The following is a 24791-nucleotide window of genomic DNA, read 5'->3' as shown; positions in this document are numbered from 1 at the left end:
TGCCATTCAGGGTTTTCCGACAGGTTGCCCCGAAACGGCCAGTTGTTCGATTTCTTGCTCGGTGTCGGCGAAACGTTCGGCAATTTCCCGGAAACGCTCGGCGTTGTTCAGGAAGGCATCGCAAATGTCGGGGTCGAAGTGCGAGCCGCGGCCGTCGCGGATCAGCGCCACCGCTTTGTCATGGGGCATCTGCGGTTTGTAGACACGGCGACTGATGAGCGCGTCATACACGTCCGCCACGGCCATCAGCCGGGCGCTGATCGGTATGTCGTCCCCGGCAAGCCCCTGCGGGTAACCGCTGCCGTCCCATTTTTCCTGGTGGCTGTAGGCGATCTCCTTGGCCAGGTGAAGGAACTCGACCCGCATTCCCAGTTGATCCTCGGCACGCTGGATGGCATCGCGGCCGAGGGTGGTGTGGGTCTTCATGATTTCGAACTCTTCGGGTGTGAAGCGTCCGGGCTTGAGCAGGATGTGATCGGGAATCCCGATCTTGCCGATATCGTGCAAAGGGGCTGACTTGAACAACAGGTTGATGGTCGCCTCGTTGAGGAAATGACGAAAGCGAGGATGCTGGGACAACAGTTCGGCCAGGAGCTTGACGTAGTTCTGGGTGCGCCGGATATGGTTGCCGGTTTCGTTGTCTCGCGTTTCGGCCAGCGATGCCATGGCCTGGATGGTGACATCCTGGATCGCCATGATTTCGCATGTGCGCCGCTGCACTTCCTGCTCGAGGTAGTCGTTCTGGTCGCGCAGGAAGTCCGCTGCGGCCTTGACCTTGAGCTGGGCCTGGACCCGGGTCAGGACGATCGGCGGGCTGATCGGCTTGGTGATGTAGTCGGCTGCGCCCAGCTCCAGGCCGCGGACCTGGTCTTCGGCCGCTGCCATGGCCGTGAGGAAGATGATCGGCAGGTCCCGGGTGCGGGCGTCCTGCTTGAGCGCCTCGGCCACGGCGTAGCCAGACAGGCCCGGCATCATGACGTCCAGCAGCACCAGGTCGGGCAGCGGGTCGCCTTCGAGGATGCGCAAGGCCTTCTCGCCGCTGTTGGCGATCTTGACCCGATAACGGTCCTTGAGCAGATCAACCATCAGCATGAGGTTGTCAGGGGAGTCGTCGACCACCAGGATGGTCGGTAGAACCGGGGGGCTGGGCACGCTGTCCATTGATCTCAGCTCTTCCATCTATCAAGAGAGGCCGAAGCGGAGCCGCTTTGTTGCAGGAAGCGTAGCTAACGGAAGATGGGGTTGCTGCCCTAAGCCCGCGAAGGCCGGTTTGTGGGTGCCGTGCTGGAGGGCTGTCACTTCCAGCCACGGCCGTTTGCTGGCTGCGGGCTTCGGGCATTCATGCGATGCTTGCGGTTGATCCTTGATTACAGCGCGCTAATGTTCTCCGGTCTGTGGTAACGCCTGCCCATCATCGTCAGCGAATTGCTCGGTCGGTACAGGCGCATTGGGGTGCATGGAGTGTGACCCATTTCTCCCGACCGTCTGCAGGTAGCCAGATGCATCATCGTCAACGAATCGTCCGACTGCCAAAGGCGCATTGGGATGCATCGAGTGTGAACCATTTCTCTCGACTGCCTGGATAAATCCAGATGTGCCGTCAGCAGTGTCGTTGGTGTCAGCAAGCGCTGTCAGGCAGGCTGCGCCCAGCAGCGCTGCGCTCATCGCACTCAGTGTGGCAGTGCTCATTGTCGTACGCCTCCGTTCAGAGTCGCACCTCGCAGTTTGAACCCCTGTTCGACAAGCAGCATTGCAGGTGACCAACGGCACTGTGGAGCGGCCGCGCCGACGGCCTGCGCAAACGCTCTGCCCGGCACCTTTCATCGATCACAGTGATGATTACTATCGAAATGCCTGCTTGTCGGGTTGGCAAAATCGAACTTTATAATCGCCTGCAGTCTTACCCCGCTCGCTCGCCCTTTTCAGGCGACCTACCCCTCTGGAACCCAAGCACCATGCCAAGCACCCGCCAGGCCCCTGACGGCCCCCTGGAACATCGTCAACAAAGCGTCAAGCAACAGTGGCTGGCGATTCTCTCGGTCGCCGTGGGCGCCTTCGCCCTGGTGACCAGTGAATTCCTCCCGGTGGGCGTTCTCAACGATGTCGCCAGCGACCTCGGCATCAGTGCAGGCCACGCCGGCCTGATGGTGACCCTGCCCGGCATCATGGCCGCCCTCGCCGCCCCGCTGCTGTCGGTCGGCATTGGCGCCCTGGACCGTCGCTACCTGCTGATCGGCCTGACGCTGATCATGATCATCGCCAACGCGGTCGTGGCCTGCGCCAGCGACTTCAACCTGCTGCTGTTCGGCCGTGTGCTGCTGGGCATCAGCATCGGCGGCTTCTGGGCTACCGCCATTGCTCTGAGCGGCCGGCTGGCGCCCAAGGGTGTGGGCGTCGCCCAGGCGACCTCGATCATCATGGTCGGCGTGACCTTGGCCACCGTGCTGGGTGTGCCGGTGGGCACCTGGCTCAGCGGCCTGATGGGCTGGCGCATGACCTTCCTGGTCACCGCACTGGTGGGCGTGCCGGTGCTGCTGGCGCAGCTCTTCCTGCTGCCGCGGCTCAACCCGGACAAGGCCATTCGCATCAGTGACCTGCCGGCGCTGTTCATCAACCCGCAAGCCCGGGTTGGCTTGATCGCGGTATTGCTGATCGGCCTGGCGCACTTTGCCGCCTACACCTATGTCGCCCCGTTCTTCAAGCAAAGCGCCGGTTTCGACGGGCCGACCATCGGCTCGCTGCTGTTGCTGTATGGCGTGGCCGGGGTGGCCGGCAACATCTTTGCCGGCTTCGCCGCCAATCGAAGCGTGCGTCATACCCTGTTGCTGGTCGCGCTGATGATCGCCACCAGCACCGCCCTGTTCCCACACTTCGCCACCGGCATGACCGGCGCTGCCATGCTGATCGCGCTGTGGGGGTTTGCCTTCGGCGCGTTCCCGGCCTGTGCCAGCATCTGGATGTTCGTCGTGGCGCCCAAGGATGTCGAACGCGGCATGCCGCTGTTCGTCGCCATGTTCCAGGTGATCATCGCGCTGGGCTCGTTCTTCGGCGGGCAGATCGTCGACCAGCTGGGCACTGCGGTGCTGTTGAGCCTGGCCACCGCCCTGGTGGGCTGCGGCTTCGTCACCGTGCTGGTGCTGGGCCGCAGCGTCAGCAATAGCCTGGCGGCGCAGCCTGCCAACTGATCGGTGCGGGTTGTATGCCATCTCGCGCCCGTGTTGTCGGGGCCGCTTTGCGCTCCCACCCGCTCATCGAACTTCATCGCACTATGATTTCGTCAGGAAAAAAGACCCCCATCGAACGGTTGTTTCGCACCCCCAGCACCTCCCCTTCCATGCTCTGCACCACCGTCTGCCCACCCTCAATGGGTGCTCCAGTACCTCGATCCTGAGCTTGCGCCCCCGGTGGCAGGCTGAACAGCATCTGGCCTTGATAGCGGCTGACCTGGATGTCGGCAGGATAATGAACGGGACCGAAGTCGAAGGGTTCCGGCATCGAGACAGGTATCATGGACGTCCTTGTAAAACCTGATGTAGACGGCGCAGATTAAACCAGGCTGCGGCGATGTCCAAAGCCAAGGCGCGTGGCTCGAAACACGGATGACCTTGACGGCGCGTGACCAAGGGCGGGCTGCACGTCATGTGATCGAACGCGGCTTATCGCGAGCGGGGCGTCAGGATGGCCAAGGCAACCGCCACGATGAAGAGCGCTGGCACATCACCTGCCAAGTGCCCCATCTGCCCTGGCTGGCTGACCGCCTGGACGGCCATGACTGCTCCGTGTACGGCGCTGGACCACACGGTGAACCCGATCAGACTCAGATTGGCCAAAGGATCACGTGCAGCCAGGATCAGGAACACGCCAAGTGTGGCGTAGAGGCCGACGATCATCATCGGGTAGTCCGAGTGACCGACGTGCCAGGCCCAGCCGGACGGCCAGAACACCATCAGTGGGTAGAGCGCAAGGCACGCGAGGCCGGCCAAGACCAGCGCGACGCGCAGGTACCTGAGGCGATCGACTAAGGGCATGACGGACACCTCTTGAGTGCTGATGAGGTTTGAACACCATGGACGGGAAGTCCGATTTGCTCAAGCAGTTCCGGCAGCAGAGCAAGCAGCGCTTTAGTCAGTGCCGACGTCATCGCCGGCAAGCCGGCTCCCACAGGAGCAGCAACAGCCTGCCTGCGCTGCACGTGTGCAAGCCTTGCCTGTGAACCCAGGTCGATTCAGTTCATGAGCTACACTTGATTGATCATTGATCTACTCCCTCACAGGAGGTCGACAATGAACTTCAAACATGAATTACCCATCGTCTTGGTAATGGCAAGCACCTTGGGCTGCGCTACCTCGGCCAATCATGCAGTCACCGTTGACCTTGAAGCGACTCGGCAAAACGCAGGCCAGATAGCCAACGTCACGCTGTCCAGCCAAGGCACACAGACCGGCCTCACTTTCTTCATAGGCGGCGTTCCGAACGGAACCACCCTGCCCTTGCGCCTCTACACGTTCATAAACAAAGGTAGCTGCCAGCAACCCGGGCCAATGGCATACGCACTGAATGACCGCGTCGACACCGAACGCATGGCAAGAGTACGTACATGGAGGTACTCAAGAACTGCCAATATCACGATGTCGGCGTTGTATGCCCACACGCACTCTATCGTTGTCCGAACAACACCGGCCGACGGCAGCATCGATATTTTCTGCGGGAACATCAATCAAACGGCACCTTGAAGTACATGACGCCAATGCCTTTCTAACCAACCGGGGAGAGACGTTGACCTCGAGTGCTGCGGGCCCGCACGCAGTACCTACCAGCAGGGAGAGCAGATGCAACGAATTCATCTCACGTGGTTGTTCGTTATGATGGTTGTCCTAGAGTCTAGTAGTGCACATGCCGAAGATTCGGCGGAATTGGCCAAGGCAGCGCTCAACCCTGTGGCGGCCATGTACAGCCTGCCCGTGCAGTACAACTGGGATCAGAAGATGGGGCCCACCGGTGAGGGCATGCACAGCGTAACCAACATTCAGCCAGTGCTGCCGTTCCAGTTGAACGAGGACTGGAACCTCATTTCACGTACCATCCTCCCTCTTGTCGACCAGCATGGCTTGGCCCCCAATGGCGCGGCGGACAAATCGGGTGCCGGGGATATCACGCAAAGCTTTTTCTTCTCCCCCAGCAAACCCACCGACAGTGGTTGGATTCTTGGCGCGGGTCCGGCATTGCTGATTCCAACCGGCAGTGATGAATTGCTTGGCAACGAGCAATGGGGCCTGGGCCCTACCGCAGTGGCGCTCAAGCAATCAAATGGCTGGACCCGCGGCATACTCGCCAACCACATCTGGGGCCTTGATGGTGCCCCGCCGGATGAGAAGGAAAAGGTCAACCAGACTTTCCTGCAACCCTTCCTGTCCTATACCACCAAGACGCACACCACGTACGGTATCAACTCCGAATCAACCTATGATTGGCAAGCACGCGAGTGGTCCGTACCCGTCAACCTGACCGTCACCCAACTGCTGAAAATCAGTGGCCAGCCCCTGACAATCCAGGCTGGCCCGAGGTATTGGCTGGATAGATCTGGAGATGGGCCTCAAGGCTGGGGGTTCCGCGCAGCGGTGACGTTACTGTTTCCCCATTGATTGATATCCGCAGTCTGCCGAAACGATTCAGTTACTGAAGGAGCGGCAATGAATAACGTGCTACTGAAGATCAAACATGAATTCATGAAAGCGCTTCCCCCGACCATATTCTTTTTTATCATTCTGCACATCGTGGCCCTTATCCGTTCACTCATGATCAAGGGGTCGGGGGTGGACCTTCCCGTTTCAGCATCCGTGCTGATTGCATCCCTGGTGCTTGGAAAGTCTGTTCTGGTGGCAGACATGTTGCCCTTCATCAACCGTTTCCCTGACAAGCCGCTGATATGGAATGTCAGTTGGAAGACACTCATGTATGCCCTGGTCGCGCTCGTGGTGCATTACCTGGAGCGGCTTTACGACTACTGGAAAGAGGCTCCGAGTTTCATGGACGCGAATTCCCTGCTGTGGTCCTCGATGAATTGGCCGCGCTTCTGGGCCATACAGATCCTGCTCATTACCCTGATTTTCATGTACTGCGTCATCGCGGAACTGGCACGCGTCATAGGTCGTGATCGACTGAAAATGATGTTCATTGGTCCGCTGCCGCCAAAACCTGCTGAATCTGCCGAAGGAGCCTGAGCCAGGCGTTGCAATGACAACAGTCGATGTGAAATCCCGATTCGAAGCAAAGCTTCTTCGTCCGGCAAAACCTGGAAATGACACGTCGTGGGCGTTCGTGGTTCTGCCCAGAGACGCAAGTGAAGCGCTTCCGAGGCGAGGAAGGACGACCGTTGCAGGCACCCTCAATGGGCACGCTTTCCAGGCGACCCTCGAGCCGGATGGACAGCTGAGCCATTGGCTGCGGGTGAATGCAGGGTTACTCGAAGCCGCAGGTGTGGCAGTCGGGGATATCGTCACACTCGAGTTGGCCCCGGTAGCGAAGGAGCCCGAGCCCGACATCCCGGCAGATCTTCAGGAGGCATTGCAGGCCAAGCCCGAGGCGCGTTCAGTCTGGAACAAGACGACGACCCTCGCACGAATAGACTGGATACACTGGGTTACTTCGGCCAAGCAGCTCAAGACGCGCGCGAAACGCATTGCTGATGCCTGCGACATGCTTGCCTCCGGCAAGAAGCACGTTTGCTGTTTCGACCCGTCCGGTTATTACAGCAAGGCCTTCAGGGCGCCGGAGGCAGAAGATTCTTGAGAGGGTATCGAGCGCTGTGATTTGCTCGCCATGACGTTTTCAGCGACCATGAGACCGAGCGCCGCCCGCGCGGCGCATCGCGAGCTGCGCTCGCTCCTACGTTTATTTTTGGCCAATTATGCCTGTGGGGTTTGTGCGCGAACGCCTTGGCGCTTGGCTCGATATCGCGTCCTGCCACCAGGGCGGTCGCGCGTGCCTGTGACAGGCGTTACTGGCCAAAAACAAACGTAGGAGCGAGCGCAGCTCGCGATGCGCCGCGCGGGCGGCGCTCGGTCTCATGGTCGCTAAAACCGCCATGGCGAACACTACCAACTCAACAGAAACATCGCCTTGGCCAGGAACAGGATGACGACCATCTGCACCAGCACGCTGAGGTGGATCAGCCGTGAACGCGCCGGCGTCATGCGCCCCGTGCGCATCAGCAAGACCACGCCGACAAAATGCCCGAAGATGCTCAGGGCCACGCAGATCTTCACCGTCAGCAGCGTCCCGAAGCTGCTGGCGAAAGGATCGGCCAGCGCGCCGCGGTAATGCCAGGCCAACCCAAGGCCGGCACCGAACAGTACCAGCACCACCCAGTGCATGACCTTGCGCGCCCGCTGCCCCAGCGCCCTGGACAGCTGCTCGCGCGGCCCGGGTTCCAGGCTGCGGGCGGCCCGGCTGAGGATCATCACTTCGAAGAACACGCCGCCGACGAAGAAGGCGGCAGCGGCCAGGTGGGCGAATTTCAGCAGCAGGTAGACCATGTCAGCTCCTCATCCGGGATGCCCGTCGGCGCGGGTGCGACAGAGCATGGGGGCGTAGCGATAGAGGTACAGGCCAAAGGCGCAGGCCCAGCAGGCAGCCGACAGCCACAGCGACGGCAAATACAGGAAGCCGACGCCGAAGACACGCAGCAGCCCCCCCAGGTTGAGCAGCACGAAGGCCAGCGTCAGCCCGCCAGGCAGCGCCAACGGCCTGCCGGTATGCCCCAGCGACACCCGCGCCAGCATCGCCAGAATCATCCCGCCGGTGGCGCCGACCGTCAGCGCATGCAGCGCCTGGCTGGGGCCGGCGATCAGCCCGCCATGCCAGAGCGCCATGCCCGCGCAGGCGACGACCATCCAGGCGTAGGCCAGGTGCAGCGACCACAGCAGCGGCACGCGCAACAACCCGGCGTCGAACCAGCGCACCAGGCGGATGCCGTGACCGAGCGCCAGCGCGGCGAATGGCAAGGCGAGCCATGCCTGCGCCACCAGCCCGACGCCGGCGGCATGCAGGACAGCCAGCAGTGCAGTGAGCCCCAGCAGCGCCCAGTCCAGCCAAGGCCAGGGCTGGACCATGGCCGTGCGCCCCAGGCCGCGCTGGGTGAAGAAGGGAATCACTCGCCCACCGATCAACCCCATCATCGCCGCCACCAGCCACACGGCAGCCCAGACGCCCTGCCGCTGCCAGCCATCTTGCCCGTGGGCGACCCCGACCAGCGCCAGCAGGTCGGCCAAGGTGAACAGCGCCAGCACGGCGACAACCGGGTAGTTGCGGCGCTGGCGCACGGCCCAGAGCAAGCGCGCCATGACCAGTGTCGCCGCGACCAGGAACGCCAGGTTGGCCACGACCAGCAACGCCGGCGAACCCAGCCACCAGGCCAGCCGGGACAGCACCCACATCGCCACCAGCAGAGCGAGAGGCTTGCCGGACAGGCTGGGCCGGCCCGTCCAAGTCTGTACGGCGGTGAGCAGGAAGCCGACGATGATGGCGCCGGCAAAGCCGAACACCAGTTCGTGACGATGCCAGGCGAGCCATCCGCCCATGGGTTGTTGCAGTGCGTGCAGCCCCTGGAACGCGGTGATCCAGAGTGGAATCGCCAGCGCCGCGAGCAGGCTGCCCAGCAGGAAGAAGGGCCTGAAGCCGAGGCGCAGCAGCGGGGGGGTGTTCATGGCCTTGCGTTTGTCGAGAATCTGCATGATTGCATCCTCCGGCGGCTACCCCATCGTGCCAAATCCAGTCTTGCCAGACATGATCGGCGTCAAGGAGTGATCCAGAAAGTACAGGTGTTCGTACGGGCCTCATCGCCGGCTTGCCGGCGATGGGCCGCGAAGTGGCCCTTGACCTGTCAAAGCCCTCCGCCGAAGCGGTACTGCCAGACCACCGCATAACCGTCGTACTCGCTGCCGGTACGGGTATATGCACCATGACTCGCCGACAGCTTCAGCGAATGGTTGCGGTTGATCGGCAGGGTCAGGGTGGCCCCGTAGCGCGTGTTCTCTTGATAATCGTGGTTGCCGACGCCATCGATCGAGGTGCTGCCGCCGGCCAGGTAAGTCGCATCCAGCGAGACCCACACACCGTTGTCGAAGGCATAGATAAGATGCCCCTGCAGCTGATTGAGCGGGTCTTGGGACGCCGTGCGGCGGCCAAAGTAATCGTCATTGTCGGTGAAGAAGGTCGTCGCTGCTGCCAGCTCCAGGGTCACCGCTCCCAGCCGCTTGGAAATCCCGAGTTCCGGCTTGAATGACCAGCGATTGTTGCCTAGGTTGACCAGCCTGCCGGGGTCATATTGGCCAAGGGGTGCGGTGACCGCCAGGCTGGCACCGATGATCACGTCCTGCTGATAGTCGGCGAACTCGGCCAGGGACAGCGCTGGCGCGCCATACAGGTTGACCGAGAAGCGAAATCTTGGATCGATCAGCCCGGTCACATCACGTTCCCTGGGCTCACCGGCGAACAGTGCAGACCCCTTCAGATGCGCCCTGGGCAGGACGACGTCGAACTTTCCCGATCGCCCCCATACGTCCACAGACCTGGCAAAGGCAAAGACCGCCGCCTTGATCCTGATCTTGCCGTCCTGCAGCGGCACTGAAGGGTTGGCCGTGACACTGCCATCAAGGTCGCTGTAGCCCATGAGCAGGAAATTGATGCCGACAGGCGTATTGCTGTATGACCTGGGCTCCAGGTCTTCGGCAGCGGCCGCGCCGGCCAGCAGCACAAGCGAAGCGGCCGCGGCCCGGGCAAGCCAGTTGGCGCAGGGTTCGTGTGGCATGCACATTCACGCGCCTCCTGGCGGTTACGCAGCGGTATGTATGTTGTAGCGCATGGCAGCACTTCCACGCATTTGCCGGACGGTGAATGTTCAGATTAAGCTGGCGCCATGCATCCATGAGGAAGGATTCGATGTTGCATATACCGCTCGGACTGGGCCTGTTGCTTGCCGCCGCATGGGTCGAAGCGGCCCCGCTGCAGGTGCCCTCCCCGGCCGAACTCAGGCACCAGCTCGACAGTCTCAAGCCTGGCCAGTTTCTCTGGTACCCGCAGGTCTCGCCGGTGGGGCCGGTGACCGTCGTGGTCAGCCTCACCGAGCAACGTGCCTACGTCTATCGCAATGGCATCGCCATCGGCGTCAGTACCGTGAGCAGCGGCAAGCCAGGCCGGGAAACCCCCACCGGGGTATTCAGCATTCTGCAGAAAAAGGTCGAGCACAAATCCAGCCTCTACAACAGCGCACCGATGCCCTACATGGAACGGCTGACATGGGACGGCATCGCCCTGCACGCTGGCCATCTGCCGGGGTACCCCGCCTCGCATGGTTGCGTGCGCCTGCCGATGGATTTTGCCAAGAAGCTGTATGAAGTCACCGGTTTCAGTTCGACCACCGTCATCGTTTCCGACACCCACAGTGCCCCGGTGGAGGTCTACCACCCCGGTGTGCTGGCGCCCACCGTCAGCGAAGGCAAAGCCCAGGGCCCGCTGGTCCTGAGCAACCAGCAGTTCTGGAACGATCCTGACCCGACGTCGGGGCCACTGTCGATTCTGATCAGTCGCGCCGACCTGCGCGCCTACGTTTATCGCGGCGGCCAGTTGATCGGCTCGGCGCCAGTGTCGCTGGAGAGCGGCAAGCATCGCAGTGGCATGGCGGTGTATTCCCTGTTGCAAAAGCCATCCGCCCTGGCACTCGATGCTGCGCTACCCTTGCATTGGTCGGTGGTGGGCATGAGCAACCCGGAGTACGGGGATACCCCTTATGATCAATTGGGGCAGTTGAGCATGAACCCGGAATTCCGCCGTCATCTACGCACGGCGATGGACGTCGGCACGATGCTGGTGATCACCGATTGGGCGTCCACCCGAGAGACCCGCAGCGATGGAAAATTCACGGTGATCACAACCGACGACGGTGAAGAAGCTAAACCATTGGTCAAGAAATGATCGGCAATCCTGTAGAAATCAAGCAAAGTAGTGGCTTTTGGCTTCAAGCCAGCTGATGTATCGCTCGTAACAACGCAGAAACACAGCAGAACCGACCATCAGGACTTAGCACCTGTCTACGTTTGCAGACCGGTTTTTCAACAGGATTATCCATGTCGATGTTCGAACCCTTGCGGGGAGCCGTGCGGCTCTCCTTGGCCGGTATTGGCCTGTTTTTCCTTGGCGCCTGGCATACCGCCTGCGCGCAATCGCTGCCCAGCGCCGCCGAGTTGCAGCAGCTTGCACCGAACGCCAGCCTTTCGACCCTGGAGCTGGCACTCACCGCCTACGCCTGCGCCAGTCACGACGACGAGGACAAGTTGCTGACGGTGATCGACTATTCCAAGGCCTCGCGTGACAAACGTTTGTGGGTGTTCGACTTGCGCGCCCGCAAACTGCTGTTCGAGGAGTGGGTTGCCCACGGCAAGAACAGTGGCGCCGATGTGCCGACCACGTTCTCCAACGCCCCCAACAGCTACCAATCCTCCATCGGCCTGTACCAAACCGGCCAGACCTACAGCGGCAAGCACGGCCGCTCGCTGCGCCTGCAGGGCCTGGAGCCTGGGTTCAACGACAACAGCATGTCGCGGGCGATCGTCATGCATGCCGCCGCGTATGCCGACCCCAAGGTCGTGCCCGGCCTCGGTCGCCTGGGGCGCAGCCAGGGCTGCCCTGCCGTTCGCCCGGCCATTGCCGGCAAGCTGATCGATACGCTGCGACGCGGCAGCTATGTGTTCGCCTATTACCCGCAGCAGGACTGGCTGAAGAAGTCGCGCTACCTCAACGCCCAGAGCTGTTCGCTGGCTGATCATGCGCTGGCCAGCAAGTAGGTGCTAAAGCACAGACCTGAAGGCCGCTGATGTCCCTGTGGGAGCCGGCTTGCCGGCGATGAGGCCAGCATTGGACACTTGCGAGGACGATTTTCTTCAAGAGGGCAGCACAACGCCGCGCGCCTCGAAATACCGGCTCAAGGTGGAAGCTTCCCCCTCAGGATCAGCCAGCGCGACATAGCTATCGGGCCGCAACAGATAGGCAGCATTTCTGCCAAAGCCGGCTTTCTCGCAAGCCTGCTCCCAAGCGAACACATGCAGTGCAATGCCGTGCTTTGCACACCATTGGGACAGGTCTGCCTTGGCTTGGCCGTAAACATGCACTTGCCACTCGATGGCTGCCAGTGATGCGTAGTTGTCCGCTGCGCCCCCAGTCAGCCAAGGCAGGCGATCACCGCCCTGAACGCCACCGGCCTTGCCCTGACTCAACGGGCTGCCGCGGTAATCAAGGGTGGTTTGCGAAATCACCCGGAACAGATACTCACGGACGCTTTCACGCTTGTACGCAACGCTGGCGAAGATCGGCGCGATGCGCGTGCGCACAAAGTCGGCAAATCCGCCCTGGGCGGTAACCAACGTGAACAGTCTGTCAGTGGTCTCCACCAGCGTGCGGGCAAAGGCCTGGCGTTCGATCTGGTAGCTGTCGAGCAATGCATCGGGCGCCTTGCCTTGGTTCATGGCAGGGGTTTTATAGCCGGCATCTATCACTGCCTCGGCCAGATCGAGCTGACGATAGAGCTCCAGCGTGCGGGCCTGTACAGCCATGGCGCGAGAAGCTTCGCCTGGCCCACTGCTCTTGTCGACGATCCTTACAGCGACGCCTTGTCTGGTGAGCCAAAGCGCAAGCACCAGCCCGGTCGGGCCAGCGCCAACAATGAGAACGTCGGAGTGCGCCATGATCTCACCTCAAGAACGAATGCCTGCAGGGACATGCATGTTCTTCAGTGTACGCAATGTCAACGCTTCATTCGGTATCAGCCCCGGCCGCATCGCCGGCAAGCCGGCTCCCACAGGAGTATCACCCGCTGCCAGGTCTGCGCTGCACATGTGCGAGCCTGGCTTGCCGGCGATGGGCCGCGAAGCGGCCCCAGTACCGTCCCGTCCCGTCAACTCGTCGCCCCACCCGCCCTGCCGTCATGAAATGAAAATCCGCTGTCGTGGGATGAGAAGTCCCCCCGGCCATCGCTGAACTAGAGTCGAAGCACAACAAAACCGAGCCCGGAGACACGAGAGCCGTCATGAGCAGAACCACCCGTACACGCGAGACTGAAACGCCCACCCAGCGTCCCCCTGCTACCGCCCGAAAGCGGCGCGCACGCAAGGTGGTCAACCTCCCTGACAACGCTCAGCATCAGGAACTGATCGGCACCGCTGCCAACCAGACCCTGGCGGGCAACCCGTTGGTCAGCGTGCGCCCGGCCGACCTGGCAAGCTCCGCCGGCTATCTGCTCAAGGCCGTGGGCAAGTCGCCGCTCAAGGCTGGCGCCCATGTGGGTGGCTACCTGAAGGCGCTGCGCGGCATCGTCGGTGGCAACTCCGGCATCGCGCCGGACCCCAAGGACAAGCGCTTCGCCGACCCGGCGTGGCAGTCCAACGCCTTCCTGCGTGCACTGCTGCAGAGCTACCTGGCCGGCCAGAGTGAGCTGACCCGCTTCATCGAGTCCACCGACCTGGCCCCGCTGGAAAAGAGCCGCGCCCGCTTCGTCGCGGCGCTGCTGGCCGACGCCGTGGCACCGAGCAACTCGCCGCTGACCAATCCGGCGGCGCTGCGCAAGCTGGTGGACACCGGCGGCATGAGCCTGGCCAGAGGCTTGCGCCAGTTTGGCCAGGACGTGCTGAACAACCGCGGCCTGCCGAGGCAGGTCGACAGCACCCCGTTCAAGGTTGGCGAAAACATCGCCACGGCCAAGGGCCAGGTGGTGTTCCGCTGTGAGATGTTCGAACTGCTGCAGTTCGCACCCACCACCGAGAACGTCTTCTCCCGCCCTCTGGTGATGTCGCCACCGCAAATCAACAAGTACTACGCCATCGACCTGGCGCCGGAAAAAAGCCTGATCAAGTGGATTCAGGACAGCGGCGTGACCCTGTTCGTCATCAGTTGGCGCAACCCCACCCGCGAGCACCGCGATTGGGGCTTGTCCGATTACGCGCTGTGCCTGGACCAGGCGGTCGACGTGGCACGCAGGATCACCAGCAGCCCGGATGTGAACATGTGGGGCTCCTGCTCGGGTGGCATCACCCTGGCGGCCTACCTGGGCTGGCTGGCGGCGCGTGGCGAAGGCCACAAGGTAGCCAACACCAGCTGGGCCGTGTGCGTGCTCGACATGCCCTCGGCACTGGACGACACCACCCTGGGGCTGTTCACCACCCCCTCCGCCCTGCGCGCGACCAAGGCCAGCTCCCGGCGCAAGGGCGTGCTCAGCGGCCAGGGCATGGCCCGCATGTTCGCCTGGATGCGTCCGAACGACCTGATCTGGAACTACTGGGTCAACAACTACCTGCTGGGCAACAAGCCGCCGGCCTTCGATATCCTGGCCTGGAACAACGACACCACGCGGCTGCCCGCGCAGCTGCACGCGGACTACCTCGACCTGATCCAGCAGAACCCCTACAGCAACCCGGGCACCCTGGAGATCGCCGGCGAGTCGATCGACATGACCCAGGTGCAGGTGGGCGCCTATGTAGTGGGCGGCACCACCGACCACATCACCCCTTGGCAAGGCTGCTACGGCACCGCCCGGCTATTCGGCGAGGACACCACCTACGTGCTGTCCAATGCCGGCCACCTGCAGAGTCTGGTGAACCCGCCGGGCAACCCCAAGTCGTTCTACTACGCAGCGCCTGCCAACGCCGAGGCCCCGGAAACCTGGCTGGAGAACGCCGGGGAGCGCCAGCAAGGCAGCTGGTGGCCGCACTGGCGTGAATGGATCGGGCAGCGCTCGGGCGAGAGCCTGCCGGCGCCGAAGAGACTCGGCTCGCGCAAGTACCCGCCGCTCTGCCCTGCACCTGGCACCTATGTCATGGAGCGGTGAAGCTGCCCCCTGTCGAGGCAACTATAGGCCACCTTCGGGTGGCCTTTTGCTGTGCGCAGGCGATACTTCTTGCTATACGCGGGCGCGCCCTGATGGCGCGAGCCGCAGGGAGGTGCACGTTGAACAAGCTATCAATCGTGGGTGCGGGAATCGTGGGTGAGGCGGCGGCGCAGATCATCGCCCGGGAAGAATACTGTCGCGAGATGACCTTGATCGATGTCCAGGGCAGCCTGGCGCAGGGCAAGGCGCTGGATATCTGGCAAGCGGCTGTCGAGTCCGGCTCCGACACCCGGGTTCATGGCGGGTCCGATGCCCAACTGCTGGAGGATTCCGAGCTGGTGGTGATCACCGCCGGCGTGCCGCGCAAGCCTGGCCAGTCGCGCCAGGACGTCTTGAGCATCAACCTGCCGATCCTCGACGGCATCATGGGGGATATCAAGCGCCATGCGCCGTCGGCGACGGTGCTGGTGGTGTCGAACCCGGTCGACGTGCTGACCTATCGGGCCTGGAGCATCAGTGGGCTGGGGCGCGACAAGGTGTTCGGCCAGGCGGGCGTGCTGGATACCGCCCGCATGAAGTGCTTCATCGCCGAGCAAACCGGGTTTTCCGCGCGCGACATCACGGCGCTGGTGCTGGGCGGGCATGGCGACAGCATGGTGCCGCTGATGCGCTACTGCGCGGTGGGTTCGGTGCCGCTGTCGCACTTTCTGTCGGATGAGCAGATCGAGCGGATCGTCGAGCGTACCCGTCAGGGAGGCGGCGAGATTCTCGGCTTGAAGAAGGTGGGGAGCGCCTGCGATGCGCCGGGCGTGGCCATTGCGCAGATGGTCGATGCCATCGCCAATGGGCGAAACCGCATCTTGCCGACGGTGGCGATTCTGGACGGCGAGTACGGGCGCACCGACATTGCCATGGGGGTGCCCTGCGTGCTGGCGGACGATGGCCTGGTGCGGGTCATCGAGATGCAGCTCGATGCCAAGGAGCAGGCGATGTTCGACCACTCGGCAGACCAGGTGGTGCGGGACATCGCTGAAATGAAGGCGATGTCCTCGCCATGACCGCCCCTGCGTGCAGCGCCTGCTCGACCAGGCGCTGCACGCTGTCGATCAACTGAACGCGTTGATGAACCAGGTGATCACCGGCAAGGCGACGATGTCGATCAGCACCGCACCACACAGCGGCACGATGATGAAAGCCTTGTACGAGAACACCTTGTAGTGATCGCAGATGGCGCCCATGTTGGCCACCGCATTGGGCGTGGCGCCCAGGCCGTGGCCCATGTAGCCTGCGCACAGTACCGCGGCATCGTAGTTGCCGCCGAACAGGCGGAACAGCACGAACACGCACAGCGCGATCATGATCAGCACCTGCACCACCAGGATCACCAGCAACGGCAGGCCCAGCTGCTCCAGCTCCCAGAACTTCAGGCTCATCATGGCCATGGTCAGGAACATGCGCAGGCTGATGTCACCCAAGGTGCTGACCGCGTTGTCCGGAATCTTCAAGCGACACCGCACCGGCCATGATCCCCAGCAGCGGGTCGATCCCCAGTACCTTGGCCATGCCGACGCCCACCAGGTTCTGCAGCAGTGCCAGGCCCCAGCAAGCGCCCAGGTAGACGAACAGGATCTTGTCTGCTCGCAGTACTCGGCGATTTGCCGGAACGGCGTGCCGGAACTGCTCTGCTCGGCGTGGCGAAGGTCAAAATGCCCATCGAAATTGACAATACCGATGCGTGGACGAGCCTCCACACGGCGCAAGTGTTCGGCCAGGCCCATGAAGCTTGCGTAGGCGATTTCATGCCCGCCACCCAGGCCCAGGGGCAAGTGCCCCTGCTCCAGCAGCAGCGTGACACGCTCGGCGTAGGCCCATTGCGCGCCTTCGAGGTCAGTGCCCTGGCAGGCGATATCGCCGCTGTCATAGACCGGCCGCTCACCGCGCCAGGCCAGGTTGGCCAGCGCCTTGCGCAGGGCCGACGGACCGAGGCGTGCGCCCGTGCGGCCCTGGTTGCGGCTTACGCCTTCATAGGCGCTTGAGCTCCGGCAGCGCCTGGGATACCAGCAGCGCCTGGCGGTCGAATTTCTTCGCCAGCTGCAAGCAGGCAGGCCCCGGCAGGTAGCGGCCGTAGCCGTTGTCTTCGGCAAGCCCCCAGCGCAGCAGGGTCTTCAGGTGCCGGTAGGTGCTGCTCAAGGGTTGCTCCAGCTGCAGGCTCAACTCCTTGGCCGCCACCGCATCATCGGCCTGACCGAGGGCGACGAGGATCTGCAGCAGGCGATCGGTGGGGCTGGTGTAGTTCATGTGTGCTCCTTGCCGACATGGTGCACACGGTTTTCTCAAAGGGTGAAACTGGATTCCCACACAATGGGAAAACTCATGCATAAAAAAATATGGGAATCCCCCCGACTGTGGGAGCCGGCTTGCCGGCGATAGGGCCCTGACAGGCAGTCCAACTTTGCCTGGCCCGGGCTCATCGCCGGCAAGCCGGCTCCTACATGATGGGTTTCGCAAAGGGCTTGGGCTACGAGACAGGTCACCAGCCCTTCACTCCACTCATGTCCGGCAATTTGTGGGCAATGCCTTTGTGGCAATCGATGCAGGTGGCCTCGCCGTTGGCCAGTGAGGTGGAATGCATGGCGGCGGCGCGTTTGCTCTGGCGGGTGAAATCCATGAACTGGAAGTTGTGGCAATTGCGGCACTCGCGCGAGTCGTTGGCCTTGAGCCGCGCCCACTCGTGTTCGGCCAGTTCACGGCGGTGGTCGAGGAATTTCTCGCGGGTATCGATGGTGCCGAAGAGCTTGCCCCAGACCTCCTTGGAGGCCTGCATCTTGCGCGCAATCTTGTGCGTCCACTCATGGGGCACGTGGCAGTCCGGGCAACTGGCACGCACACCGGAACGGTTGGTGTAGTGGATGGTGTCCTGCAGTTCGACGAACACGTTGTCGCGCATCTCGTGGCACGAGGTGCAGAACTTCTCCGTGTTGGTCAACTCCAGTGCCGTGTTGAAGCCGCCCCAGAAAATGATCCCGGCGATGAAGCCGCCCAGGGTCAGGAAGCCCAGGCTGAAATACACACTGGGGCGACGCAGGATGCCCCAGTATTCCTTGAGCAAGGCGAGCAGTGATTTCATGGCGCCTCCTCAACGTTTCTGCGCGGCGTTGGCGTCGTCTTGCAAGAGCTTGTCGATGGTCTCGAAGCCATTGCCCACCAGCGGCTGTACCTCCTTTTGCACCACATGGCACTGGTTGCAGAAATAACGCCGCGGCGACACCGCTGCCAGGGCCTGGCCGTCGCGGTCCATGTAGTGGGTGATGCTGATCGCCGTGGCCTGGCTCTTCGCGCTGTTGGCCCGGCTGTGGCACGCCAGGCACTTGTTGCCGTTCATGTCGATCTGGTAGCCGCGAATGGCATGGGGAATGGTCGGCGGCTGGTCGGGGTAGTTGCGCTCGCGCTTGATGTCGCGGTTCTCGTCGTTGGCGATCGGCGGGGCCGGCATGGTCTGGGTCAGGGTGCCGCCCGGGCGGCGTCCGTCGGGCCCCGGGGCATCGAGGGGATAATTGACCTCGGCAGCCAGCGCCAGGCCTATTGCAGCCAGAAGAAACAGGGGCAGCATTCGAATGGGCATGACGGTTCTCCTCAAGCCATGCTGATCAATTCGATCCGGATCGCGCACTTCTTGTAGTCGGTCTGCTTGGAGATCGGGTCGGTGGCGTCGAGCGTGACCTTGTTGATCAGCTTGTTGGCGTCGAAGAACGGCACGAACACCAGGCCGCGTGGCGGCTTGTTGCGGCCTCGGGTCTCGATGCGCGCACGGATCTCGCCGCGCCGGCTGACCAGCTTCACCTCACTGCCACGGCGTGCGTTCAAGGCCTTGGCATCCTCGGGGTGCATGTACACCAGGGCATCGGGCACAGCCTTGTACAGCTCCTCCACCCGCTGGGTCATGGAGCCGGTGTGCCAGTGCTCCAGCACCCGGCCGGTGCACAACCAGAATGGGTATTGGTCATCCGGTGCTTCGGCCGGCGGCTCATAGGGCAAGGCGAAGACGATCGCCTTCTTGTCGGGGTAGCCGTAGAACTGCACATCCGTGCCTTTTTCCACATAGGGGTCGAGCCCTTCGCGGTAGCGCCAGCGGGTTTCCTTGCCATCGACCACGGGCCAGCGCAACCCGCGCTCGCTGTGATACTGGTCGAAATTGGCCAGGTCATGGCCGTGGCCACGACCAAAGCGGGCGTACTCCTCGAACAGGCCTTTCTGCACGTAGAAGCCGAAGGCCTTGGCCTCGTCGTTCTTGTAGCCGGTCTCCATCTGCTCGACGGGGAACTGGTCGACCTGACCGTTCCTGAACAACACCTCGTACAGGGTCTTGCCTTTGTAATCCTCGGTCACCAGCTCGGCCGGCCAGACCTCTTCGGTGGTGAATCGCTTGGAGAACTCCATCAACTGCCACAGGTCCGAGCGGGCGTCCCCGGGCGCGCTCACCAGCTGATGCCAGAACTGGGTACGGCGCTCGGCATTGCCGTAGGCGCCCTCCTTCTCCACCCACATGGCGCTTGGCAGTATGAGGTCGGCCGCCTGGGCGGAAACGGTGGGGTACACGTCGGAAACGATCACGAAGTTCTCGGGCTTGCGCCAGCCCGGCAGCACCTCTTGCATGATGTTGGGGCCGGCATGCATGTTGTTGCTGGCCTGGGTCCAGTAGACGTTGAGGACACCGTCCTTGAGCATGCGGCTCTGCTGCACCGCATGGAAACCGACCTTCTCCTGGATGGTACCGGCCGGCAGCTTCCAGATGTTTTCCGCGGTGGCACGGTGCTTGGGGTTGGCCACGACCATGTCGGCGGGCAGGCGGTGGGAGAAGGTCCCGACCTCACGGGCGGTACCGCAGGCCGAGGGCTGCCCGGTCAGCGAGAAGGGGCTGTTGCCCGGTTCGCTGATCTTGCCGGTGAGCAGGTGGATGTTGTAGATCAGGTTGTTGGCCCACACGCCCCGGGTGTGCTGGTTGAAGCCCATGGTCCAGAACGACACGACCTTGCGCTTGGGGTCGGCATACAGTTCGGCCAGGGCCTTGAGCCGCTCGGCTGGCACGCCACTTTCCTTCGCGGCGCGTTCCAGGGTGTAGGGTTTGACGAAGGCCGCGAACTGCTCGTAGGAAATATCAGACCAGGTGTTGGCCTTGTCGGCGTTCTTGGCCCGGGTTTCCAGAGGGTTGTCCGGACGTAGCCCGTAGCCGATGTCATCGGCGCCCTGGGCGAAGCGCGTGTGCTTGCCAATGAAGTCCTTGTTCACCGCGCCGCTTTCGATGATGTGGTTGGCGATGTAGTTGAGGATCAGCAGGTCGGTCTGCGGCTTGAACACCATGGGGATGTCGGCGAGCTCGAAGCTGCGATGCTCGAAGGTGGACAGTACCGCCACCTTGACGTGTGGCTGGCTCAGGCGCCGGTCGGTGACCCGGGTCCAGAGGATCGGGTGCATCTCGGCCATGTTCGAGCCCCAGAGCACGAAGGCATCGGTGGCTTCGATGTCGTCGTAGCAGCCCATCGGCTCGTCCGCGCCGAAGGTGCGCATGAAGCCCATCACCGCCGATGCCATGCAGTGGCGTGCGTTGGGGTCGATGTTGTTGCTGCGAAAACCGGCCTTCATCAGCTTATTGGCGGCGTAGCCTTCCCACACCGTCCACTGCCCCGAACCAAACATGCCGATGGATTCGGGCCCCTTGTTCTTCAAGGCCTCCTTGTACTTCTGCGCCATGATGTCGAAGGCCTGTTCCCAGCTGATGGCCTGGAACTCGCCCTGCTTGTCGAACTGGCCGTTCTTCATGCGCAGCAGCGGCTGGGTCAGGCGGTCGTTGCCGTACATGATCTTCGACAGGAAGTAACCCTTGACGCAATTCAGGCCACGGTTGACCTCGGCCTTGATATCGCCGTGGGTAGCGACCACGCGGTTGTCCCGGGTGGCGACCATGACGCTGCAGCCGGTGCCACAGAAACGACAGGGCGCCTTGTTCCATTCCAGGGTGACCATGTCCGCTTCGGTCACCAGGTTGCTGGCACTGCTGAAGATCGGCAGGCCGGCAGCCGCGGCGGCAATGGCAGCGGCGTGGGCCTTGGCGAATTCCCGACGAGTCATGCTCATTCGATGTCTCCTGCAGGGTCGAGGAGTTCGTGATAGACCAGCGCGGCATTGAGCACGCCCGGAATGTTGCTGATCTGCTCGATGCTTTTGAGGATCTGGCTTTCGTGCTCGGCCTCGAGCACCACCACCAGCTTTCCAGCGGGGCTTTCCTGATGCAGTTCCAGGCCTGGCAACAGGCGCAGGTTGGCCTTCACGGCGGCGAACAGCTCGGGGCGGGCGTGAACCAGAAGGCTGGCGATGTGCAGGGGCTCATCCATGCGCAGGCTCCAAGGGATGTCGGTCAGGTGTCATCAGTTGGGTGGCCCGGGAGGGCCAAGCAACATCTGCGAAATCCAGATGATGAACCCGTAGCCACCGACGATGGCTACAGACAGCAAGGGAAAGAGGCAGGCGACAAGGAACAGGAAAAGGCGGGTTTCCTTGCCACGCTCGCTTTTGCGCGCTGGGTCAGGGGGCATGGATCGACCTCCAGGCAGACTTGCCTGAAGGTTAGATCAACTTGACCCACGGTGCAGGTGGCGCGACCGATGGCTTTCACAAGGGTTCAATGTCAACGTGGAGAACCGGATCGAAGGATCAGCCGGATACCACCTTGTTGCGCCCCTGCTGCTTGGCCTTGTACAGGCGCTCATCCGACAGCTTCAACACCGCCTCGGCGGTCGGCGCCTGTTCGTCCCTGCAGGCCACGCCCACCGAAAGCGTCAGCCGGCCCACCGCCGGCGTCTGGCTGGTCGCCACATTCTCACGGATCCGCTGCGCGATGGTTTCGGCTGCCGCCAGGGGGGTGTCGGGCATGATGAGGATGAACTCCTCTCCCCCGCTGCGGCAGGCCAGGTCGCTGGCCCGTGAATTGATCTTGAGGATATCGGCGACGTGCCTGAGCACCAGGTCGCCGACGTCATGGCCGAACACATCGTTCACCCGCTTGAAGTGATCGATGTCCAGGGCCAGCACGGCATAGGGCTGTTCGGTCTGGGTCAGCAGCTCGAGAAAGGTGCTCATCGCCCGGCGATTGGCCAGGCCGGTCAGGACGTCGCTCTGCGCTTCCTGGTTCAGGCGGCCAAGGGTTTGTTGCAGCAGCCTGACACCGCTGAGCAGCGCGCGGCGTATCGCCGCCGCATCGCGGTACCAGGCCTGCACGTTGAGCAACTGCGATTCGGCCTGGGGCGCGGTCAACTGCGTGGCGGTGATCGACAGCTGACGCAGGGGTCGCACGATCAGGTTGGTGCCCGCCAGGATCAGCCCCAAGCCGATGATGCTGGCCGGCAGCATGCCGATCAGCGTCTGGCCCATCAGCTCGGACAACGGCGCCAAGGTGCGCTGCCGTGGCTGCTCGGCGATGATGGCAAGCCCGGTGCCCACCACGGGCGCGTAACCGGCCAGCATCTGCGCCTGGTCGCGGTCCGACACCTGCATGGCGCCATACTCGCCGCGAAGCGCCAGGTCCACCGCCGGGCTCGCCGAGAAGATCTCGCCGATCCGTCGTTGATCGGGGTGATACAGCACCCGCCGGTTATCATCGACGACGAACACCAGGGTGCCTTCGTGATGGAAGTGGCTGCTGATCAGCGTATGCAAGGCGCTTTGCTGCCTGAGATAGACGGAACTGCCGATCACCCCGAGAAATTCACCCGTGGCGCGGGTGACAGGTTGCGAGATGAACAGCACCAGATGCCCGGAACGGGAGGTATAGGCCGAGCTGACCATGGGCTTGCGTGCATGCAGGGTCTGCTCCATGAGCGCCGAGTCCAGCGTCGCATCGTGGCCGCTGCGCAGCACCTTCGGCGCCGTCTGCAACACCCTGCCGTCGGCAGCGACGATGGCGACCGCATTGAGGTCCAGGTCCTGGTCCCGCAGGCGGTTGGCTTCTGCCGACAGCACCGCCGGATCATCCCAGTGGTCCGCCAGGATCAGGGCACTGTACTTCATGCGCCGCTGAGCCGAATGAAGAAAGGCCTCGATGCTCGACGCCAGTTTCGCGGCGTAGGCACGGTTGGCTTCGAGCGTGGAATCGACGAGGGCATCGCGCTGGATGCGATAGGCGACGATGAGGCTGTTGCACACGGTGGCGAGCACCGACAACAGCACGAACAGCAGCACGAGTGCGCGCAGATCGAGCAACAGAGGCCAGATACGCTTCATTTGATAGTCCGAATCGGTCGCCGAGGTCACGCTCTACAGGCTAGCTCGGCGACGATCGGCTGGCTGCCCGGATCCCCAAATCATTCGACCCCATATGCGTTCGATAATCGAACGATAGCCCACAACCTTGCATTGACGGCCTCGCCTGCACTGCTCACCATTTCCTTGTCTTGCAGGCCCCTCTGCCCCGATCCCGGCCGCAAGCACAGTGCAATCGGCAGTTCCCTACAATTTCAAGAAACAAGCTCATGACGCCTTCGAAGATCGACACCACCCTGGCGCCCCTGCCCCAGGGCTCCATCGGCAGCAAGATTCGCGGCGCCTTCGCCGTCGGCAAGACGCGCTGGGGCATGCTCGCCCTGGTGTTCTTCGCCACTACCCTGAACTACATCGACCGCGCCGCCCTCGGCATCATGCAGCCGATCCTGGCCAAGGACATGAGCTGGACGGCGATGGACTACGCCAACATCAACTTCTGGTTCCAGGTGGGCTATGCCATCGGCTTCCTGCTGCAGGGCCGGCTGATCGACAAGGTCGGCGTGAAGCGCGCGTTCTTCGTCGCCGTGCTGCTCTGGAGCCTGGCCACCGGGGCCCATGGCCTGGCAACGTCCGCTGCCGGCTTCATGGTCTGCCGCTTCATCCTCGGCCTGACCGAGGCGGCCAACTACCCCGCCTGCGTGAAGACCACGCGGCTGTGGTTCCCGGCCGGCGAGCGGGCCATCGCCACCGGGCTGTTCAACGCCGGGACCAACGTCGGCGCCATGATCACCCCGGCGCTGCTGCCGGTGATCCTCGCCGCCTGGGGCTGGCAGGCCGCCTTCATCGCCATGGGCTGCCTGGGCCTGGCCTGGGTGGTGCTGTGGGGCCTGAAATACTTCAACCCCGAAGAGCACCCCCACGTGCGCCAGAGCGAGCTCGACTACATCCAGCAGGAAGCCGAGCCCGAGGCGGTGCGCGTGCCGTTCCGCCGCATCCTGCGCATGCGCGGCACCTGGGCTTTTGCCGTGGCCTTCGCGATCACCGCACCGGTGTTCTGGTTCTACCTGTACTGGCTGCCGCCGTTTCTCAACCAGCAGTACGATCTGGGCATCAGCGTGACCCAGATGGGCATCCCGCTGATCCTGATCTGGCTGACCGCGGATGTGGGCAGCATCGGCGGTGGCATACTTTCGTCGTGGCTGATCGGTCGCGGCATGCGCGCCACCCGGGCACGGCTGGTGTCGATGCTGCTGTTCGCCTGCACCATCGTCAGCGTGACCTTCGCCGCCAACGCCAGCGGCTTGTGGCTCGCCGTGCTGGCCATTGCCGTGGCGGTGGGTGCGCACCAGGCCTGGACCGCGAACATCTGGAGCCTGCTGATGGACTACACGCCCAAGCACCTGGTCAGTACCGTGTTCGGCTTCGGTAGCATGTGCGCGGCCATTGGCGGGATGTTCATGACCCAGATCGTCGGCAGTGTGCTGACCTTCACCCACAACAACTATGCGGTGCTGTTCACCTTGATTCCGGCGGTGTATTTCATTGCCCTGGTGTGGTTGTACTTCATGGCCCCGCGGGGGGTTGAGGCGGTGTAGGTGCGGGGTGCCTGGCGGGGGAGTTCTGGCGCTCATGAGATCGAGCGCCGCCCGCGCGGCGCATCGCGAGC

General features: G+C 62.8%; 24 protein-coding genes and 3 pseudogenes. 10 read left to right on the top strand and 17 right to left on the bottom strand.

Annotated elements, in window-relative coordinates; translation table 11 throughout:
• Positions 1–6: 6 nt before the first annotated feature.
• Entirely contained in the window at positions 7–1161 is a 1155-nt protein-coding gene (locus PPL01S_RS20825; RefSeq protein WP_016395081.1) for a response regulator, read from the bottom strand.
• A 216-nt stretch (positions 1162–1377) separates the two neighbouring features.
• Positions 1378–1689 carry a hypothetical protein gene (locus PPL01S_RS25250; protein ID WP_156042647.1) on the bottom strand — a complete coding sequence of 104 codons (312 nt, stop codon included), beginning with the start codon at positions 1687–1689 and terminating at the stop codon, positions 1378–1380.
• Between the two features lie 266 nt (positions 1690–1955).
• On the opposite strand from PPL01S_RS25250, the gene PPL01S_RS20820 reads away from it, so the two are divergent.
• Positions 1956–3185: an MFS transporter gene (locus PPL01S_RS20820; protein ID WP_016395082.1), complete on the top strand. Its 1230-nt coding sequence runs from the start codon at positions 1956–1958 to the stop codon at positions 3183–3185.
• A 73-nt stretch (positions 3186–3258) separates the two neighbouring features.
• Here PPL01S_RS20820 and PPL01S_RS20815 read toward each other — a convergent pair whose 3' ends face one another.
• Positions 3259–3510 (bottom strand): hypothetical protein, encoded by a 252-nt coding sequence (locus PPL01S_RS20815; protein WP_016395083.1) that lies wholly within the window; start codon positions 3508–3510, stop codon positions 3259–3261.
• Between the two features lie 146 nt (positions 3511–3656).
• On the bottom strand, positions 3657–4028 hold the full coding sequence (locus PPL01S_RS20810) for a DUF6632 domain-containing protein (RefSeq protein ID WP_016395084.1): 372 nt from the start codon (positions 4026–4028) through the stop codon (positions 3657–3659).
• 255 nt (positions 4029–4283) lie between these two features.
• Between PPL01S_RS20810 and PPL01S_RS20805 the strand changes: the two genes are divergently transcribed.
• The 4 genes from PPL01S_RS20805 to PPL01S_RS20790 all read left to right on the top strand — a co-directional run bounded on the left by PPL01S_RS20805 (position 4284) and on the right by PPL01S_RS20790 (position 6789).
• Positions 4284–4733: a hypothetical protein gene (locus tag PPL01S_RS20805; RefSeq protein WP_016395085.1), complete on the top strand. Its 450-nt coding sequence runs from the start codon at positions 4284–4286 to the stop codon at positions 4731–4733.
• Between the two features lie 96 nt (positions 4734–4829).
• Positions 4830–5642 (top strand): hypothetical protein, encoded by an 813-nt coding sequence (locus PPL01S_RS20800; RefSeq protein ID WP_016395086.1) that lies wholly within the window; start codon positions 4830–4832, stop codon positions 5640–5642.
• Positions 5643–5690: 48 nt separating this feature from the next.
• On the top strand, positions 5691–6221 hold the full coding sequence (locus PPL01S_RS20795; RefSeq protein ID WP_016395087.1) for a hypothetical protein: 531 nt from the start codon (positions 5691–5693) through the stop codon (positions 6219–6221).
• Between the two features lie 13 nt (positions 6222–6234).
• Positions 6235–6789, top strand: coding sequence for a YdeI/OmpD-associated family protein (locus PPL01S_RS20790; RefSeq protein WP_016395088.1), 555 nt, complete (start codon positions 6235–6237; stop codon positions 6787–6789).
• Between the two features lie 305 nt (positions 6790–7094).
• Here the strand turns inward: PPL01S_RS20790 and PPL01S_RS20785 are convergent, their stop codons facing one another.
• From PPL01S_RS20785 to PPL01S_RS20775, 3 genes are all read right to left on the bottom strand, one after another.
• Positions 7095–7535, bottom strand: coding sequence for a CopD family copper resistance protein (locus PPL01S_RS20785; protein ID WP_016395089.1), 441 nt, complete (start codon positions 7533–7535; stop codon positions 7095–7097).
• Between the two features lie 9 nt (positions 7536–7544).
• Complete coding sequence (locus PPL01S_RS20780; protein WP_016395090.1) at positions 7545–8732, bottom strand: NnrS family protein; 1188 nt, start codon at positions 8730–8732, stop codon at positions 7545–7547.
• Between the two features lie 149 nt (positions 8733–8881).
• The gene (locus PPL01S_RS20775; protein WP_244212777.1) at positions 8882–9808 is read right to left on the bottom strand and encodes a transporter; all 927 of its coding nucleotides are present in this window, start codon (positions 9806–9808) and stop codon (positions 8882–8884) included.
• A 116-nt stretch (positions 9809–9924) separates the two neighbouring features.
• Here PPL01S_RS20775 and PPL01S_RS20770 point away from each other — a divergent pair, with 116 nt between their 5' ends.
• Complete coding sequence (locus PPL01S_RS20770) at positions 9925–10971, top strand: L,D-transpeptidase (protein ID WP_255212399.1); 1047 nt, start codon at positions 9925–9927, stop codon at positions 10969–10971.
• Between the two features lie 152 nt (positions 10972–11123).
• Positions 11124–11840, top strand: coding sequence for a murein L,D-transpeptidase catalytic domain family protein (locus PPL01S_RS20765; RefSeq protein ID WP_016395093.1), 717 nt, complete (start codon positions 11124–11126; stop codon positions 11838–11840).
• Between the two features lie 96 nt (positions 11841–11936).
• On the opposite strand, the gene PPL01S_RS20760 is transcribed toward PPL01S_RS20765, so the two are convergent.
• Complete coding sequence (locus PPL01S_RS20760) at positions 11937–12737, bottom strand: FAD-dependent oxidoreductase (RefSeq protein ID WP_081663664.1); 801 nt, start codon at positions 12735–12737, stop codon at positions 11937–11939.
• Between the two features lie 341 nt (positions 12738–13078).
• Between PPL01S_RS20760 and PPL01S_RS20755 the strand changes: the two genes are divergently transcribed.
• Entirely contained in the window at positions 13079–14872 is a 1794-nt protein-coding gene (locus tag PPL01S_RS20755) for an alpha/beta fold hydrolase (protein WP_033743016.1), read from the top strand.
• A 119-nt stretch (positions 14873–14991) separates the two neighbouring features.
• Positions 14992–15930, top strand: a complete 939-nt coding sequence (locus PPL01S_RS20750) for a malate dehydrogenase (RefSeq protein WP_016395096.1) — start codon at positions 14992–14994, stop codon at positions 15928–15930.
• A 48-nt stretch (positions 15931–15978) separates the two neighbouring features.
• On the opposite strand, the pseudogene PPL01S_RS20745 reads toward PPL01S_RS20750, so the two are convergent.
• From PPL01S_RS20745 to PPL01S_RS20705, 9 genes and pseudogenes are all read right to left on the bottom strand, one after another.
• Positions 15979–16513 (bottom strand): annotated as a pseudogene (locus PPL01S_RS20745) (sodium/glutamate symporter); the annotation flags it as partial.
• A pseudogene (locus tag PPL01S_RS24820) lies at positions 16456–16896 on the bottom strand (arginase family protein); the annotation flags it as partial. The pseudogenes PPL01S_RS20745 and PPL01S_RS24820, both read right to left, overlap by 58 nt.
• A 1-nt stretch (position 16897) precedes the next feature.
• Positions 16898–17170, bottom strand: a pseudogene (locus PPL01S_RS20735) (helix-turn-helix domain-containing protein); the annotation flags it as partial.
• Positions 17171–17402: 232 nt separating this feature from the next.
• A complete protein-coding gene (locus PPL01S_RS20730) occupies positions 17403–17999 on the bottom strand; it encodes a cytochrome c3 family protein (RefSeq protein WP_016395100.1) in 597 nt (198 codons plus the stop codon).
• A 9-nt stretch (positions 18000–18008) separates the two neighbouring features.
• Positions 18009–18494: a nitrate reductase cytochrome c-type subunit gene (locus tag PPL01S_RS20725; protein ID WP_016395101.1), complete on the bottom strand. Its 486-nt coding sequence runs from the start codon at positions 18492–18494 to the stop codon at positions 18009–18011.
• Positions 18495–18505: 11 nt separating this feature from the next.
• Complete coding sequence (gene napA, locus PPL01S_RS20720) at positions 18506–21004, bottom strand: nitrate reductase catalytic subunit NapA (protein ID WP_028624909.1); 2499 nt, start codon at positions 21002–21004, stop codon at positions 18506–18508.
• Complete coding sequence (locus PPL01S_RS20715) at positions 21001–21261, bottom strand: chaperone NapD (RefSeq protein ID WP_016395103.1); 261 nt, start codon at positions 21259–21261, stop codon at positions 21001–21003. The genes napA and PPL01S_RS20715 overlap by 4 nt, the downstream gene beginning before the upstream one ends.
• Positions 21262–21294: 33 nt before the next feature.
• Positions 21295–21462 carry a periplasmic nitrate reductase, NapE protein gene (gene napE / locus PPL01S_RS20710; protein WP_016395104.1) on the bottom strand — a complete coding sequence of 56 codons (168 nt, stop codon included), beginning with the start codon at positions 21460–21462 and terminating at the stop codon, positions 21295–21297.
• Positions 21463–21580: 118 nt separating this feature from the next.
• Complete coding sequence (locus tag PPL01S_RS20705) at positions 21581–23146, bottom strand: sensor domain-containing diguanylate cyclase (protein WP_028624910.1); 1566 nt, start codon at positions 23144–23146, stop codon at positions 21581–21583.
• Between the two features lie 248 nt (positions 23147–23394).
• Between PPL01S_RS20705 and PPL01S_RS20700 the strand changes: the two genes are divergently transcribed.
• Positions 23395–24720, top strand: coding sequence for an MFS transporter (locus PPL01S_RS20700; RefSeq protein WP_016395106.1), 1326 nt, complete (start codon positions 23395–23397; stop codon positions 24718–24720).
• Positions 24721–24791: the final 71 nt, after the last annotated feature.

The sequence above is a fragment of the Pseudomonas plecoglossicida NBRC 103162 = DSM 15088 genome (assembly GCF_000730665.1).
Lineage (GTDB): Bacteria > Pseudomonadota > Gammaproteobacteria > Pseudomonadales > Pseudomonadaceae > Aquipseudomonas > Aquipseudomonas plecoglossicida.
The sequence above is the reverse complement of the archived record's forward strand: the minus strand, read 5'-3'. Positions and strand labels throughout refer to the sequence as shown.

Excerpts from the sequence above, each read along its gene's own strand:
- PPL01S_RS20775 (WP_244212777.1), bottom strand. The coding sequence starts at position 9,808 with ATGCCACACGAACCCTGCGCCAACTGGCTTGCCCGGGCCGCGGCCGCT.
- PPL01S_RS20705 (WP_028624910.1), bottom strand. The coding sequence starts at position 23,146 with ATGAAGCGTATCTGGCCTCTGTTGCTCGATCTGCGCGCACTCGTGCTG.
- PPL01S_RS20785 (WP_016395089.1), bottom strand. The coding sequence starts at position 7,535 with ATGGTCTACCTGCTGCTGAAATTCGCCCACCTGGCCGCTGCCGCCTTC.
- PPL01S_RS20800 (WP_016395086.1), top strand. The coding sequence starts at position 4,830 with ATGCAACGAATTCATCTCACGTGGTTGTTCGTTATGATGGTTGTCCTA.
- PPL01S_RS20700 (WP_016395106.1), top strand. The coding sequence starts at position 23,395 with ATGACGCCTTCGAAGATCGACACCACCCTGGCGCCCCTGCCCCAGGGC.
- PPL01S_RS20780 (WP_016395090.1), bottom strand. The coding sequence starts at position 8,732 with ATGCAGATTCTCGACAAACGCAAGGCCATGAACACCCCCCCGCTGCTG.
- PPL01S_RS20730 (WP_016395100.1), bottom strand. The coding sequence starts at position 17,999 with ATGAAATCACTGCTCGCCTTGCTCAAGGAATACTGGGGCATCCTGCGT.
- PPL01S_RS20820 (WP_016395082.1), top strand. The coding sequence starts at position 1,956 with ATGCCAAGCACCCGCCAGGCCCCTGACGGCCCCCTGGAACATCGTCAA.
- PPL01S_RS20795 (WP_016395087.1), top strand. The coding sequence starts at position 5,691 with ATGAATAACGTGCTACTGAAGATCAAACATGAATTCATGAAAGCGCTT.
- PPL01S_RS20755 (WP_033743016.1), top strand. The coding sequence starts at position 13,079 with ATGAGCAGAACCACCCGTACACGCGAGACTGAAACGCCCACCCAGCGT.
- PPL01S_RS20715 (WP_016395103.1), bottom strand. The coding sequence starts at position 21,261 with ATGGATGAGCCCCTGCACATCGCCAGCCTTCTGGTTCACGCCCGCCCC.
- PPL01S_RS20810 (WP_016395084.1), bottom strand. The coding sequence starts at position 4,028 with ATGCCCTTAGTCGATCGCCTCAGGTACCTGCGCGTCGCGCTGGTCTTG.
- PPL01S_RS20765 (WP_016395093.1), top strand. The coding sequence starts at position 11,124 with ATGTCGATGTTCGAACCCTTGCGGGGAGCCGTGCGGCTCTCCTTGGCC.
- PPL01S_RS20770 (WP_255212399.1), top strand. The coding sequence starts at position 9,925 with ATGAGGAAGGATTCGATGTTGCATATACCGCTCGGACTGGGCCTGTTG.
- PPL01S_RS20790 (WP_016395088.1), top strand. The coding sequence starts at position 6,235 with ATGACAACAGTCGATGTGAAATCCCGATTCGAAGCAAAGCTTCTTCGT.
- PPL01S_RS20760 (WP_081663664.1), bottom strand. The coding sequence starts at position 12,737 with ATGGCGCACTCCGACGTTCTCATTGTTGGCGCTGGCCCGACCGGGCTG.
- napA (WP_028624909.1), bottom strand. The coding sequence starts at position 21,004 with ATGAGCATGACTCGTCGGGAATTCGCCAAGGCCCACGCCGCTGCCATT.
- PPL01S_RS20725 (WP_016395101.1), bottom strand. The coding sequence starts at position 18,494 with ATGCCCATTCGAATGCTGCCCCTGTTTCTTCTGGCTGCAATAGGCCTG.
- PPL01S_RS20815 (WP_016395083.1), bottom strand. The coding sequence starts at position 3,510 with ATGATACCTGTCTCGATGCCGGAACCCTTCGACTTCGGTCCCGTTCAT.
- PPL01S_RS20825 (WP_016395081.1), bottom strand. The coding sequence starts at position 1,161 with ATGGACAGCGTGCCCAGCCCCCCGGTTCTACCGACCATCCTGGTGGTC.
- PPL01S_RS25250 (WP_156042647.1), bottom strand. The coding sequence starts at position 1,689 with ATGAGCACTGCCACACTGAGTGCGATGAGCGCAGCGCTGCTGGGCGCA.
- napE (WP_016395104.1), bottom strand. The coding sequence starts at position 21,462 with ATGCCCCCTGACCCAGCGCGCAAAAGCGAGCGTGGCAAGGAAACCCGC.
- PPL01S_RS20805 (WP_016395085.1), top strand. The coding sequence starts at position 4,284 with ATGAACTTCAAACATGAATTACCCATCGTCTTGGTAATGGCAAGCACC.